Raw genomic sequence first — 15,158 nt, 5'->3', positions numbered from 1 at the left:
TATTTCGAAGATTTACCTGCCTTAAGTTAATGACATGGGTGCGCAAGGGATAAATTAGTGAATAATATTTCCTTGTCAGACCTCACCCCCAACCCCTCCCGAATGGTCGGGACAAGTGCTCCAAAGGAGAGGGGAGCTAAAACCGAACAACACAAAATCACTTTTTTACACCTTGCAGCGTATAAATAGGCAGGCTTTTGTTTTTTATGATAGAACGGGCTTTAGAAAAATTTTCTTTCAGGATTGTAATTTTTAAAAAAAGTTTTTACTTTATGCTTACAATAAATTATTTCATAACTATTTTATTTATCTCAATGAATGCTTTACAGCAGGTTCCCATTTTCATGGGAATGACGTTCGGATTTGCTCATTAGAATTAAAAACTTAATGAAGCCAGGGTTCAGCACAACCACTTTGTCGTCATCTCTTGCTTTCATTTCATTAAAATCATTATTATTTCTTCCAACATCAAAAAAATTAAGCACATCCTGACAAGCAAGCATTTAAAATTTTCACGTTTGACGATTCACGGTTCAGGTTTATTTCTCCGCCGGCACCTCCAGCTTCACTCCTGCTGCAACCGGTTCACCAAAGTTGGGTGTTCCATCTGTATTCCATGTAAACCGTTGGGCACGTGGGCTGCGTTTGTTACCGCAGCCATCACCCGGGTTGCTGTTGGCATGATACAGGATCCAGTTCTCTTTCCCGTTGGGCGAAACAAAAAAACTGTTATGCCCCGGCGCATATACTTTATTTGCAGATGATGATTGAAACACAGGTTGCGGCGATTTTTTCCACGAAGCGGCATCAAGCAAATCGGCATTCACTTCAGCGCTTAGCATGCCCAATGCATAATGATCTGTCCAGCAGCCACTGGCTGAATAGATCAAAAATATCTTATCGCCATGCAATAAAAACTCCGGGCCTTCATTCACATTCACGTGTGCAGGGTCATTCGGTGAATGTAAATCACCGTTCAACTCCCATTCATATTCAGGTTTAGACAATAATGTACGTTTACCTTCAATAGTCCACGGGTTTTTCATCGCGGCTATGTATATATCCTGTTCGCCATTCACATCACCTTTCCAGCCACTCCATATAAAATATAATTTGCCTTTCAGTTCAATAGCCGAACCGTCAATGCTCCATTTATCTTCCGGTGTTGTAAGCTTGCCCTTAAATACCCACCCGCCCTGCAAAGGGTCAGCAGACGTATTCTCCAGAACATACATGCGGTGATCGTTGTTATTACCGCTGTCTGCGGCAAAGTATATGTACCACTTGTTTTGAAAAAAATGAATTTCAGGCGCCCATAACTCCCTGGAATATTCTTTGTTTGGCGGCGGCACCCATACAGCTTTTTTCTCAGCAGCGGCTAAATAAGCTATGTTCTTTGTTTTCCAGATTGTAATGTTATGCCCTGTTGAATTGGTGTAATAATAATAACCATCTTTATAAATCACCCAGGGATCCGGCCCGGTTGGCAATAAAGGATTGGTAAATGTTTCCTGTGCCTGCGCCATCAATCCAGTCATTACAAAAATTAAAAAGAACATTAGCTTTTTCATATAGTTCAACGAGGTTTATTGTGAATATTAAAACAACAAGTTGTTTTATTTTTTGTATGATACCAGCCAATCAACAATGGCATCGTTCCTTGCGTCGCATTACCGTCATCTGCGTATTTTCATGGCGACTGAAGATTTATGTTTTAAGTTGCGGCTATACATTTATGCAACTTGAATTTTTTAGAGATGTGTAGTTACCTCAACACGGCGTTCGAAAAGTTCAATTAAACATAATCACTTCGAACGTCAACGTCATTCAGCTAAAACAGAAATCTCTTAAATCATTTCAAACTGCAAAAGAATCAAGAGATGTCTCGTTACCTCGACATGACGTTCGAAGAACTTAAATAAACACAACCACGTTGAACGTCATTTCGACGACAGGAGAAATCTCCAGTCATTAATCACTCTTACATAAACAAAGAACTATCGTCATTTCAAAGCCTGCAGCCTTGCATATATCTCCAGCATAGCCGCCTGGTCAATAAGGCTTTTCTTTTTTACATTGCGTCCCAATAATCCATTGGCATCTTTTTCATCATGCCATATTCTTTCAGCTTCATCGTACCAAAACCCAAGCAAATTCTTATCATGATTAATCCTATACAATTCAATATAACCTCTCAGCATAACTGCATTAAACCAATAATTTCCCGGCAGCTTATTCTTCCTGTAAAAAAACTTTGTTGCAGATGCCGCCATTGCTTCAGCCCGCTGTAAATACTTTTTTTCATGTGTTATATTGTACAGTAAAACATTTGATTGCAGCATTGTACCTGTGTTGTATGTATATTTTACTGAATCAATCTTAAGGGAAGGTATTTTTATATTATCATAGTAAAGATCATCCGGCGCTTGCAGGTGCATATTCACCCAATCGTATAACCGTATAGCGGTTTGCAAATATCTTTTATCATCCGTTATTTTATACAACTGCAATGCTATCAAAATACCAGGGCCGTTGGAACAGGTGTTCTTGGTTGTTTTATCGGCATACTTCCAATATAAGCCGCCACCGGCAGCGGTATCATAACCCGTCATCATAAAATCATAGACCGCCTTCGCCACATCCAAATATTTCTTTTCGTTCGTTCGGTTATAGATATCTATGTATGCAATGGCTATCCACTGGTTATCGTCATAAAAAGCATCATCTTTTTTTTCTTTTACAACAGAGGCCTGGTAAGAAGGCAAAGGTGTTGCAGTGGTATAATATTGATCGATGGCATCAACCGCCGGCTGAACATAATTAACCGAAGGGTTGATAACGGCGGCTTCATTAGCGGCCTGTATCAATGCGCACAATGGCCATAAAAATGAATGCACCTGTTTTTCCCCAGGCGCATATTCTTCATAATAAAGCTTATTGCCTGCATCATAAAAATAGTGGCTGATGTTGCTGTATATCGAATCCATCCACGGCCTGTAATCTCCTGCAGTTTGCGCATTGCTGTAATAAACTGCCACAACAAAACAGGAAAATGCAATATATTTTTTTATGTTATTCATTATACAAACCGGCAGTTTCTGCTATGCAGGCGCCATCTTCAATGGAAGCCATATAAGCGCTAAGGTTTAAACCCGTTTTTTCCCTGTATGATGCACGCACATCGTATATCAGTTCTTCAACAGAATCTTCTTTTACAATATTGATGGTGCAACCCCCAAAACCGCCGCCCATCATACGGGTGCCAATAACGCCGGGATTATTTTTTACAAGCTCAACCAGTATATCAAGTTCGGCACAACTTACTTCAAACAGTTTGCTCAGCCCTTTATGCGTGGCATACATTTTTTTACCAAATGCATGAATATCATTTTTCTGCAGGTCAACGCAGCCTGCAAGCAGCCTTCCATTTTCTTCTACTACAAACCGGCAACGATTATACACGGTTTTATTATGGGCAACATGTTTATCAAGCATTTCAATGTTTACATCCCGCAGGCTTTGTACCTGTGGGTGATGTTGTTGAATCAATGCCACGCCTTCTTCACACTCTTTTCTTCTGTTGTTATATTCTGAAAAGGCCAGCGAATGCCTGATACTGCTGTTGAGTAAAACGATCTTTACACCATCCTGCTTAAAAGGGAAATATTCATATTCACAGGAACGGCAATCCAGGCATATAACATGGTCTTTCTTTCCAAACATGCTGCTGAACATGTCCATAATACCACATTGCAGGCCTACAAATTCCTGTTCGGCTTTATGTGCAATCTTCACCATATCAACCCTGCTTATACCAAGGTCAAATAACCCGCTCAAGGCAAAAACAGTTGCACATTCAATAGCAGCAGAAGACGCCATGCCTGCACCAACAGGCACATCGCCATCAATAACTATATTAAAGCCTGTAACCGGATAATTGCTTTTTAATAATTGTTCTACAACGCCAAGTACATAGCTGGTCCAGTTAAATTTTTGCTGGCGGAGCTTTTCAATATCGGCAATATAATTTTCATTATATTCTTCCGCATGCAGGTGAATCTTATTGTCGTTGCGTTTATTTACTGCAACATAAATAGTTTTATCAATGGCAGCAGGCAGTACAAAACCATTATTATAATCCGTGTGTTCGCCAATAAGATTTATTCTTCCCGGCACACGAACAATTAAAGGATCTGCATGATGCATTTGCCTGAAAAGCCTTTCTATTCTGTCTGTACCCCACATATAATAGTCCTCACCCTCATTCCCGGTTTGTTGCCCGGCAGGCCTCTCCTTCCTTGGAGAGGCCTGCCCCGCTTTATAGTTTGATGATATAACCTAAGAGCGGTGCCTGATTATTTTAAAAGTTGATATATTTTATGTTTGTAACAATGCCTGATATTAAACGTAATTCCTAAATCATGCGAACTGACATTCACGTTTGACGATTCACGATTGACGTCAGTCATTTCTTCGGAAACACCCTGTTGGCGTTTGCCCATTGCTGCCATAAAACTTCCATTTGCCGCACTTTATCCGGGTACTTCGCTGCAACATCATTCATTTCAGTTTCATCATCAGCGATATGATATAAATGCCAGGCTTCATTATTTCCTGCCACCAGTTTCCATTCGCCCTGGCGTATATATTTTGCGCCATAATGTTCATTGCATAAGATGTCATGGCCATTATATTTCTCATGCTGCAAAACCGGCAGAAAGCTGATGCCCTGCACAGGCAAAAGTTTATGATTGTTATAGGTTTCAGGATAAGTTGTTTTTGCCAGTTCAAGGCAGGTGGGCATTATATCCATTACATGGCAAAGCTGTTTGTTGATGCTGCCTTTCTTCAGCTTTAAACCGTTTGGCCAATATGCAATGAATGGCGCGTGAATGCCGCCTTCGTACGATTCTGCTTTCCAGTAGCGGTAAGGCGTGTTGGCAACATTGGCCCAGCGCGGCCCTATAGAGGCATACGTGGTTTCGGGGCCGGGCATAATATCTTTCTTCGTTACATAATGAATGGTTTTGCCTTTCCTTGTTTCAGAAGGCCGGTCGAAGCCCGGGCCGTAATTGGCAGCCACTTCAGCACTGGCGCCATTGTCACTTAAGAAAATAATTACAGTATTGTTTAATTGATTTGTTTGTTTCAGCGCATTAATAATCCTGCCTATGCCCTGGTCCATTCTGTCAACCATGGCGGCATGTACAGCCATGGCCCTGGCATCCCAGTCTTTATGCGGATTATCTTCCCATTGCAAACTATCTTCCCACCTGGCTGAAAGCGGCGCTTTGTTCGGATCAATCAACCCAAGCTTAACCATTTTTTTATACCGGGCTTCCCGAATAGCCTCCCAGCCAGATGTATAAGTGCTTACATATTTTTTAATTTCCTTTTCCGGCGCCATCAGCGGCCAGTGCGGCGCTGTTTCCGCCACATATAAAAAGAAAGGCTTATTGCCGCTGCTTAATTCTTTTATATAAGCAACCGCCGTATCATTAATCGCATCTGTATGATAATAATCTTTGGGAATTTCTTTTACCGGCGTTGTACCGCTTACCAAACTGAAGGGGTCGAAATAATCAACTACACCCCAGATGTTGCCGAAGTATTTTTCAAAACCACGATTAACCGGATATTGTTCAACAGGTGAAAACAAAGGCGCATCCAACTGGTGGTTAAGCCATTTTAACTGTTCTTCTTTTGTTGGCTGTTCAACAGTGTTTGACACATGCCATTTGCCCGACATGGCCGTATGATAACCCGCCTGCTTCAATAATTCGGCAATGGTGGCAACGCTGTCGGTAATATGGCCGCGATAACCCGGCAGGCGCCGGTCTTCCGTCATTTCGCCGATGCCTGCATTATGGTTATACAAGCCGGTTAATAAAGAAGCGCGGCTGGGGCAACATCTTGATGTGTTATAGAAATTACTGAACCGCACGCCATTGGCTGCGAGATAATCCAGGTTGGGCGTATTGATCTCACCACCGTAGCAGCCAAGATCTGAATAGCCAAGATCGTCGGCAAGAATAATGATGATGTTGGGACGTGTGTCTTTTGCAGGAAAACCACTATTTGCTTTACGAACAGTAAATGCCGTAAAAGCAACGACAGCGAAAATAGAAAGTAATATGTAAGTAAATTTAGCCATAACCTCACCCTCGTTCTCCCGATACATCGGGAGATGCCCCGCTTTATAGTTTAATTATATAATTTAAGAGCGGGTGCATGATTGTTTTAAAAGTTAATACTTATTTATTATTAGACCTCACCCCAACCCCTCCCGAATGCCGGGACAAGCCCTCCAAAGGAGAGGGGCAAGAAAAACAGTTTACATTATTTAAACAATTTAAATTATAGTGCCCTGAAAGTCCTTTCGTTTGGAGAGGACTTTCAGGAGAGGCTTTTTATTTCCCCATCTTATCTTCCAGTACTTTCATAAAATAGCCACCTACCACACTGCGCGCCTGGAAGCCAACCTGCCTGCCATCTGTTGTTTCATGCCAGTCGCTCAAAGGCACACGGGTAGGGGTTTCTGTTGCATATTTATATATTGGATTCACCAGCGCGTTAAAATCATTTTTATTACTGGTTAACCCTGCTGTCCACATTATCCAGTCGCTTTTGGTATAGGTTTTACGGCTGTCCAAAGGCAGGCCAAAAGCGTTTTGTTTGGTGAGGTAATATTTAATCTCTTTATCATATACATCCTGCGGAAAAAGATGTAAGCCAAGCACTTTGTCCCATACAAGATTATACTTCTGGCTCCATGTATCGCCTTTATCAAAAGTGAGTGCATAATGATCGCCCACTTCGGCCTTTTGCATCCAGCGCAAAGCCATTGCCTTTGCTGTGTCGGTATATTTTTGAGCCGTTGCCTTATCGCCGAGCATATCAGCCATCATACCATAACAGGCAATGCCAACAATTGCTTTTGCAGAAAGGTTTGCATTGCGTGCAAGATGACCTGCAAAATCATCCGTGCATAACTGATTAGCCGGGTCGAAGCCTTCTGTAGTTAAGAAGTTCACCCATTGCGTTAATGTTTTCCAATGCTTCCTGGCATAATCTGCATTGCCTTCTTTTTTACATAAAGCTGCTGTTGAGATAATCATGTTGCCGCTTTCTTCCACCGGCATTCCTTCTCCATACGTTTGGCCGTTGGCGATTGGATAAGTGCCAAGATCATGGGCTGCGTAAGCTTCTTTAAAGTTGCCGCTTTCCGTATAATAAAAAATACCGTTCAGCATGCCCTTTAACAGTTCGGGATTGTAAGCAAGGTATAAAGGGGCTGACGGATAAGTAATATCAACTGTGTTGATTGAACCGTTGCTGAAGTTTTCTTTTGACAGGAAAAGAATTTCGCCATCAGGGCTTTTTGTAACGGCATGTGCAGCGATTGACTGGCGATAAGCCATGATGCAAAGTTTCGCATACGTTTCACCACCGGCAGCCACCGCATCATTCCATATCATTTTATTTACAGCATCGCATTTGGCTAAAACGTCATTGTATTCTTTATAAGACTGGTTTAATAAACCTTCAATCGTAACACCATCTTTCAGCTTCCACCAGCTTTTTAAATTTTGATGGAAATACTGAATGGCATACAGGTCATCATAACCCACCATCACTAATTTTTCTGTTGCAGCCGCACCAACCTTTTCTGAAGGGAAAACCGTGTTCAGCATTAACTGTTTGCCTGTTGCAATGTTTTTAGCTGATGTATTGGTTACGAAATTTTTCAAACCATTATCAACAGAAGTAATGCTTTGTTTTGGTTTAGACGATACAAGCGCTGCCACATACATATAACCCCAGTCAATGCGAAGATTGTCACCTTTCTTTTGCAATACAGGTTGTTCAACCGTAGCGGCTTTTAATAAAGCCAGTGCGCCATTGTTATATTGAGATGCGCTTACCGTTTGGGCCGGTGTATTAACCGCCAAATCAGTTGTTGCGCCAAAATACAATTGCACACTATGCTGCGCACCGTCATTGGATTTTGTTTTGAAGGAAATATAAGAAACAGGCCTTGTCATAATATCAAGGTCGTTTACCAGTAAAGGTGAAGTGAAAGTTACATTCAGGTCAACAGCGCCGCAGGCAAATGTATAAGCGGTTTGTGTGGCATTCATATTCAGGCCTGTTTGTTTAGCCGGCTCAATGCTGTTGAGCGAAGCATCGGGTTTGGGGTCAACGCTTAAACCAAAATCAAGCCCTTGCCCGCCGGCCGTATTGGCAACATGAATGGCTAAAATATTGTTGCCTTTTACCAGCCTGCTTTTTGCTGCATCATCCAGTTCAAAATATTCATTGGTATTATTCCATCCATTCTTACTGTATATTTTTTCTCCGTTCAGATATACTTCCACATTATCATCATGAAACATTTTCAAATACATTTTCCTGCCGGGGATTTCATTCAATATAAATGTTCTGCGCACCCAAAGATTATTGCTTTTCCAAAGTGTCTTTGCCTGCCTGTCGTTATCGCTGAAAGGCGCTGCGCCTGTTTTCCACCGGCTGTCGTTAAAGCCTGCATTCATCCAGCCATCAGCGGGCATATCTTCCGTATATTTAACACTATAGGCAGCTTCATCTGAAGCAGGCAATATGGTTTCCGGGGCTTCTTCTTCTTTGCCTAAAAAACGGTAAGTTTTACCATCAACTTTTATCAGGCCAATCAATGATTGTGTTGAACCTGTCCAGTGTTTTGTTGAAGCTGTATTCAGTTCATCAGAAAAACTCCACACACAGAAATAGGGGTTGTGTGTGATTAAAGGATAGGCTGGCGCTTTTGTAACCTGCGCAAAGAGCTGTACCGAAAGAAATAAGAAGAATGTAAATAGTTTTAATGCTTTCATCATGTTTAATTTAAGACCTCACCCCCAACCCCTCCCGAATGCCGGGACAAGTCCTCCAAAGGAGAGGGGCGCCTCTGCGCAAGAGGCGTCATTAATTGATAGCGGGGGTTCGTTTCATTTTATATTGTTGATAATAATTTAATTTTTTATTATCGGTCTGACGCTTTGAAGCGTCTGACCGCATTATTATTAAGAACTACAAATTTCAGCGGGTTATAAACCCCCTCCTCTGGAGGGGTTTGGGGAGGCCGTAAGTGATTTAATCAACTTGATTTCTTCTTCACTATACGGCGTGCCATCTTTCCGGAATATATCATGAAACCAAACCTTTGGCTCTTTGCCATCAGGCATCGGCGTATCCCATGCATAGATGGTGTTGGTTTTACCGGAAACAAAACCCCAGTTAATGGCGCCCACATTTTCTTTCTTCAGCAAAGGCATAATGTTGCTGAATAAACTGCCTCTTGTACGCGCCATATATTCCGTGCATAGTAAGGGGCGGCCATATTTCTTTAATGAATCAATTACGCCGGCATGCTCATCTTCTTTGTTGTAATTATGATAGGTAATAACATCAGAATTTTTTAATTGAAATGTATTTAACTCTTTCAGATCGGGGTTCCATAAGCCTGCAGATAAAGGCTGATCCGGGTTTACTTCCCTTGCCCATGTAAACACTTTTTGAAGCAATGGCAGGCTTTTATTTTCATAACCACTGTTGCCTGGCTCATTATATAAATCCCACAACAAAATGCGTTTATCGTTTTTAAACGTGGTGAGGATGTCTTTTACATAAGCCTGTAATGTATCCGCCATTGTTGTATCCTGGTAATACAATTTACCGGGATCGCGCACCCAACCTGAATTATGAATGCCCGGTTTAGGTTCGCGTTGTTTGCCTGCATGATAAACAGAATCCCAGCAATCATCAAACAATACAAACATGGTACTGATATGATGTTTATCGGCAATGCTTAAATACGCATTCACTCTTTGTTTAAAACCCTCTTTGTCCACCTGCCAGGCAAGGTGATGCAAAAACACACGCATCACATTAAAGCCTATGCCCTCAGCCCAGCCTAATTCCCTGTCAATCGTGGCGGTGTCGAACGTTTCTGCCTGCCACATTTCTAACTGGTTAATGGCCGTACTGGGAATAAAGTTGCTGCCGGCCAGCCAGCCCTTTGCCGCATACCATTCACCGGCTTTTTCCTTGCTCCATACTTCGCGCTCTGTTACAGGCGCTGTTGCCGTATCTTCTTTTTTACTTTCCTGCTGCGCGCACGATGCAGCAATAACAATCATAAACAGTGGTAATAGATATTTCTTCATTATTTCAGGATTAAACCTCACCCTCGTTCTCCCGATGTATCGGGAGATGCCCCTGTGTAAGAGACATTATTAATCAGGTAATGGTTGTTGTTTACAAATCTTTTTGTTACCAGCTAATGAGCTATGATTAAGCACGGTTGCGTCGCACTACCGTCATCTGCATATCGTTTGGCATCTGCGGTGCCTCAATCATAATCTCAAATATTACTTTGTGTTTTAAGGCCTTTGTGGCTATATTTTTTTTGAACCACCAAGGCTTTCTGCTCAACAGCGCTCTGCGAAGTCTCCGGACTTCGCAGTTGCTATGCGCAAAGTCTCTGACTTTTTTCCAAAACTTCTACTCCGCCACACTATACAATTTTGTATTAACAGCCTTCAGTTTGTCTATGGGCATCTTCATTACTTTCCTGTCATACGTCATGAAGCCATTCACTTCTCCCTCCACATCTGTTGTTTGCGTATATACAGCTGCAGATAACCCATGCTTAATCAAATCTTCCAGTTGGTCGGTAAGCGTTGTATAGCGCATGAACAAACTATCTGTCGTGCCAAAGCTTTGATAACCCCAGTTTTTTTGCTGCCAGGTATGCCCGTCAACCGGCAAGCCCAAACCACCAAATTCGCCGCACACCAATGCTTCTTTTGCCCCAAACAGATCAGGCCTTGGCATGGCAGGATCAGGGTAACTATGCAAATCAATTACATGACCAACCGTATAAAAATTACCACCGCTGGCGCTGTTTACTAATCTTGTCGGATCTTTTTTCATCGTCCATTCTGTTATCTCAACGGTTTTAAACTGTCCCCATGCTTCATTAAAGGGCTGCCATGAAATAATAGACGGGAAATTATACAGGGCATCCATTATGGCATTCCATTCTTTGCGGTAATACGCTTCGCTTTCCGGCGTGCGGTCACGGTCTGTGGCCTTGCCTAAAACGCCGGGCCTGTTTTCCCATTTATTGCCTAAATCGCCGCTTGGCATATCCTGCCATACCAGCATGCCGATGCTGTCGCAGTAATAATACCAGCGGGCGGGCTCTACCTTAATATGCTTGCGGATCATATTAAAGCCCATTTCTTTTGTTTTTTCTATATCGAATTTTAAAGCGGCGTCTGTTGGCGCCGTATATAAACCATCAGGCCACCAGCCCTGGTCGAGCGGGCCAAATTCAAACAGGAATTTGTTGTTCAGTAACATTTTCTGGATGCCATTTGCATCGGGGCCTATTGAGATTTTGCGCATAGCAAAATAGCTCTTTACTTCATCCACGGTTTTGCCTTTGCGCTCAATGGAAATTTTTAAATCATATAAAAAGGGATGGGATGGCGACCAGGCTTCAGGGTTATCAACCGGCAAAGACATCGTTGCATCTGTGCCGGATTTCTCCGCAATTTTTTCACTGCCTTTCCATGCGCTTATGTGTATAAGATCGCCAGGCAATAAATTTTCCACTGCGGTTGTTACCATAATGGTTTTATTATCCAGGTCAGGCGTTTGCCTGGTTGAAATGATATAGGTTTCAGGCACTGTTTCCAGCCACACGGTTTGCCAGATACCTGTAACGGGAGTGTACCATATTCCATGGGGGTCTTTCACCTGCTTGCCGCGTGGCTGCGGGCCTTCATCCGTAGGGTCCCATACATATACTGCCAGTTGTTGCTGTGTGCCTTTCTTTAATGCAGGGGTTATATCAACGCTGAAAGGATCGAAGCCGCCTTCATGTGTTGTTACCTTCGTTCCGTTTACATATATATCGGCATGCCAGTCAACAGCGCCGAAGTGTAATAATACTTTTTTGCCCTTCGTTTTTGCGTTGATGCTGAAGGATGTTTTATACCACAGCACGCTGTCTTTACCAACGGTTTTGCCAACGCCGGACAAAGCCGATTCAATGCAAAACGGCACTAAAATATTTCCCTGGAAAGTGGATGGCAGCACTTCGCCTTGCGCTTTTGGCAATATGGCATATTGCCAAAGCCCGTTTAAGTTTTGCCATCCGTTCCTTTGCAGTTGGGGGCGTGGATAATCCGGTAAAACATGGGCAGGGTTTACGCTGTCTGCCCAGGGCGTTTTTATTTTATCGCCTGCTATATGCCATGTACTGTTTTGCGCCTGGCTAACTGCTATGCCGGCAAAAAAAGATAGTATGAGTATGTTTTTTTTCATCGAAAGGTTTATTTAAAGACCTCACCCCAACCCCTCTCCAAAAGAGAGGGGCAAGAAGGCAACTTCATTTATATTATTAGCCTGCATTTATGGCCCCACCCCAAACCCCTCCCCGAAGGGAAGGGGTTTAGTCCCCGCCATTTGTAGTGGTTTAATTTTTTTTGCTTCCTGCTTCTAATAATAAGAACATGACTACATACACACACTTCAAAATCTCACGCTCTCAAAAAGTCCTTCCCTTTGGGAAGGATTTAGGATAGGCCGTTCTCCCCCTGGGGGAGATTTAGAGGGGCCTTACCACGGGAAACGCCGAGATGCGCAACCTCGCAGCGCCCATTGGAATTAATTCTATCCTTTCCTCTTTTGTTGATACAGCCACGGGGCTTTGCGGCAGCGTGTCGCATAAACCATATCTATCTATCGTCCAGCCGGGAATAATTTTTCCTTTCGCTTCTATTACGATCGGCGCTGATGCCTGTGTAAAAGGAAAGTCATCAGCAGGCCACCGGCGCTTTACAATTTTGAACTGGTTGACGAGCGGCTGCTTATCTAAACACAAGCCATAATTCCATGCGCTTGCAGGATAAATATTATATGCCGGCCATTTGCTCTGGTCTGCACCGGGCTGCCATTTTGAATCCCACTGAATACTTTTTTTACTGTCAGCCAATTCATAATCTTCATCAATTTTTAAAGAAAAAGAAAGCGGGCCATAATAAAGGCTCACACTGTTCTTATTTTTCTCCCATTCTTTTAATTTCAACTGCATGGGCAATGTCAACTCAACCACATCGCCATCTTTCCAGTTATTTTCTATGCGGATGTAAGAGCCTGCTGTTGCGTTTGCATTTACGGCATTGCCATTCACTGCAACGGTTGCACCATTACACCATCCGGGTATGCGCAGGTACAATGGAAAATTTGCATTTTTTGAAGTGCTCACTTCAATTTTTATATGTTCATCAAAAGGATAATTGGTTGTTTGTTTTAATGTAACATCATTGCCTTCGCCAACCTTTGCCGTAACCTCACTGCTGCTGTAAAAGATGGCTGCAATACCGTTATCAGGTGTTGCCATCCATAAATGTTCTGCATAATAAGGCCAGCCCTGTGCATGGTTATGCTGGCAGCAACGGCTGCTGAAAGGGTTCATCATTAAGAATGGCCCTTCGTTCTGAATGCCCGGTGCATGGTTTTTACTGTCGCTTACCACCATGTTGGGCGCGGTTAAATAACGCAGCGCCCTGAAGTCTGGCATAACCGCAGCGGGGTATGTGTTGAAGGCAACATCTTCACAATTATCAGCCCACATCGGGTCGCCGGTGATACCGGTTAAAATTTCATCCGATGCCATTTGCTCCACCAGGCCGCAGGTTTCAACTGCCTGCCGCGGATCGTCATAACCTTTACGTGCATTTTCATCGGCGCCAAACATGCCGCCCGGCACCTGGCCGTATAAGGTTCTTATTAAATTGAAATCGTTGTATGTGGCATCCAGATAAGAGGAATCTTTTGTTTGCATATAATAGGTTGCAGGTTCACGAAAACATTGTGCAACATTTACATTATGCCAGTTGGGAAGATTATCTTTCTGCATCCAGTTGGCTGTATTCTTATGTAATTTATTACCCAGGTCAAGCAGCCATTTTTCACCGGTTTGGTTATACAGCCAGTAAATGCTGTAAAGATTATCGCCGCCGCGGCTGTTCTCCCAATAGGTTTCAAGCAGGCTGCTATCAGGCAACGTTGATTGCCATTTAAAATATTTCGTCATGAAAGGAATAACACGCGGGTCTTTGCTGTATTCATAAAAAGACTGCATTGCCCACAGCATGATCATATTTGGCCACAGGTCGAAATGGCCATCTTTATCAGGCCTTATTTTCGGGCCAAAATAGCCATCAGGCTGCTGGCTTTGAAACACTTTATCCAGCCAGCTTTTTGTTTCATTGATGATGGTATCATCATTCAAAATATAACCCAGGTCGCCATAGCCTTTCAGCCAGTAAGGCACTTCTTCCCATCCATGATCGCCTTCACCGTTGCCACTGAACCATGCATTATTATTTTTCTCCAGCCAGGCGCTGATTTCACCAAGGTGGCCGGTTAAGCCATCGCGCTGCAACTGCAGGTATTTCAACACCCATCCCTCCGGCTTAATGCTGCCAATGGGCAATTTTATAAAGCTTACAGGCAGTAAGGGTTGTTTATTGCCTGTATAAAACGAATTGGATGTTGCAGTTGATGGCCGTTTCACAACAGTTGCATTTAACATCTGTTGCCCATATATGGCTGTATGAAAAAGAGAACTGAAAAAAAGTATGTTCAATAATTTCTTCATATACTGACCTCACCCCCCTGCCCCTCTCCAAAAGAGAGGGGAGCGTGGCTTTATAAAACGTTATACAATTCTATGTGCGTATGCAATAAACTTTAAAAGCTTGAAAATTACATGCAACTTTTTGATTTTTATTTTTTGTTCACAGCTAAAGAACAGATAGCATCACGGTTGCATGGCATTACTGTCATCAGCATATCGTTGTGCAGCTATATACTGTTGCCCCATAACCTCTCCCCAAACCCCTCCCCGAAGGGAAGGGGCTTAGCCTCTAATTTTGGCTGTGGTTCTATTTTTTAAAACTTACTGCTTTTAAAGTATAAGAAGCTGTCTAGAAATGATTTCAGGAATTTTGTATAGTAGCAAAAACAGCTATTTTTTATTGGCTTTGACATCAAATTCAGCGAAATCATCCAATTTTTTCTATTTAAAAATGGCAATGGTGATT

General features: G+C 42.7%; 8 protein-coding genes. All 8 read right to left on the bottom strand.

The window, feature by feature from the left end; genetic code table 11:
• Positions 1–539: 539 nt before the first annotated feature.
• The 8 genes from QM629_RS08620 to QM629_RS08585 all read right to left on the bottom strand — a co-directional run bounded on the left by QM629_RS08620 (position 540) and on the right by QM629_RS08585 (position 14,629).
• Positions 540–1,571, bottom strand: a complete 1,032-nt coding sequence (locus QM629_RS08620; protein WP_415159197.1) for a family 43 glycosylhydrolase — start codon at positions 1,569–1,571, stop codon at positions 540–542.
• 432 nt (positions 1,572–2,003) lie between these two features.
• Positions 2,004–3,080 carry a glycoside hydrolase family 76 protein gene (locus QM629_RS08615; protein WP_415159195.1) on the bottom strand — a complete coding sequence of 359 codons (1,077 nt, stop codon included), beginning with the start codon at positions 3,078–3,080 and terminating at the stop codon, positions 2,004–2,006.
• Positions 3,073–4,245, bottom strand: coding sequence for a galactokinase (gene galK, locus QM629_RS08610; RefSeq protein ID WP_415159193.1), 1,173 nt, complete (start codon positions 4,243–4,245; stop codon positions 3,073–3,075). Before galK ends, QM629_RS08615 begins: the two co-directional genes overlap by 8 nt.
• Before the next feature lie 220 nt (positions 4,246–4,465).
• Positions 4,466–6,154, bottom strand: coding sequence for an arylsulfatase (locus QM629_RS08605; RefSeq protein WP_415159191.1), 1,689 nt, complete (start codon positions 6,152–6,154; stop codon positions 4,466–4,468).
• Between the two features lie 256 nt (positions 6,155–6,410).
• Complete coding sequence (locus QM629_RS08600) at positions 6,411–8,870, bottom strand: glutaminase domain-containing protein (RefSeq protein WP_415159199.1); 2,460 nt, start codon at positions 8,868–8,870, stop codon at positions 6,411–6,413.
• Positions 8,871–9,083: 213 nt separating this feature from the next.
• The gene (locus QM629_RS08595; protein ID WP_415159189.1) at positions 9,084–10,202 is read right to left on the bottom strand and encodes a cellulase family glycosylhydrolase; all 1,119 of its coding nucleotides are present in this window, start codon (positions 10,200–10,202) and stop codon (positions 9,084–9,086) included.
• Between the two features lie 337 nt (positions 10,203–10,539).
• Positions 10,540–12,372, bottom strand: coding sequence for a glycoside hydrolase family 2 protein (locus QM629_RS08590; protein WP_415159187.1), 1,833 nt, complete (start codon positions 12,370–12,372; stop codon positions 10,540–10,542).
• A 283-nt stretch (positions 12,373–12,655) separates the two neighbouring features.
• Positions 12,656–14,629 (bottom strand): beta-L-arabinofuranosidase domain-containing protein, encoded by a 1,974-nt coding sequence (locus tag QM629_RS08585; protein WP_415159185.1) that lies wholly within the window; start codon positions 14,627–14,629, stop codon positions 12,656–12,658.
• Positions 14,630–15,158: the final 529 nt, after the last annotated feature.

This window comes from Parafilimonas sp., from assembly GCF_047606085.1.
Lineage (GTDB): Bacteria > Bacteroidota > Bacteroidia > Chitinophagales > Chitinophagaceae > Parafilimonas.
Note: the sequence above shows the minus strand (reverse complement) of the source record. Positions and strands in the feature narration are given on the sequence as shown.

What these genes read in the sequence shown, in the direction of transcription:
- QM629_RS08620 (WP_415159197.1), bottom strand. Translation starts at nt 1,571, where the DNA reads ATGAAAAAGCTAATGTTCTTTTTAATTTTTGTAATGACTGGATTGATG.
- QM629_RS08615 (WP_415159195.1), bottom strand. Translation starts at nt 3,080, where the DNA reads ATGAATAACATAAAAAAATATATTGCATTTTCCTGTTTTGTTGTGGCA.
- galK (WP_415159193.1), bottom strand. Translation starts at nt 4,245, where the DNA reads ATGTGGGGTACAGACAGAATAGAAAGGCTTTTCAGGCAAATGCATCAT.
- QM629_RS08605 (WP_415159191.1), bottom strand. Translation starts at nt 6,154, where the DNA reads ATGGCTAAATTTACTTACATATTACTTTCTATTTTCGCTGTCGTTGCT.
- QM629_RS08600 (WP_415159199.1), bottom strand. Translation starts at nt 8,870, where the DNA reads ATGAAAGCATTAAAACTATTTACATTCTTCTTATTTCTTTCGGTACAG.
- QM629_RS08595 (WP_415159189.1), bottom strand. Translation starts at nt 10,202, where the DNA reads ATGAAGAAATATCTATTACCACTGTTTATGATTGTTATTGCTGCATCG.
- QM629_RS08590 (WP_415159187.1), bottom strand. Translation starts at nt 12,372, where the DNA reads ATGAAAAAAAACATACTCATACTATCTTTTTTTGCCGGCATAGCAGTT.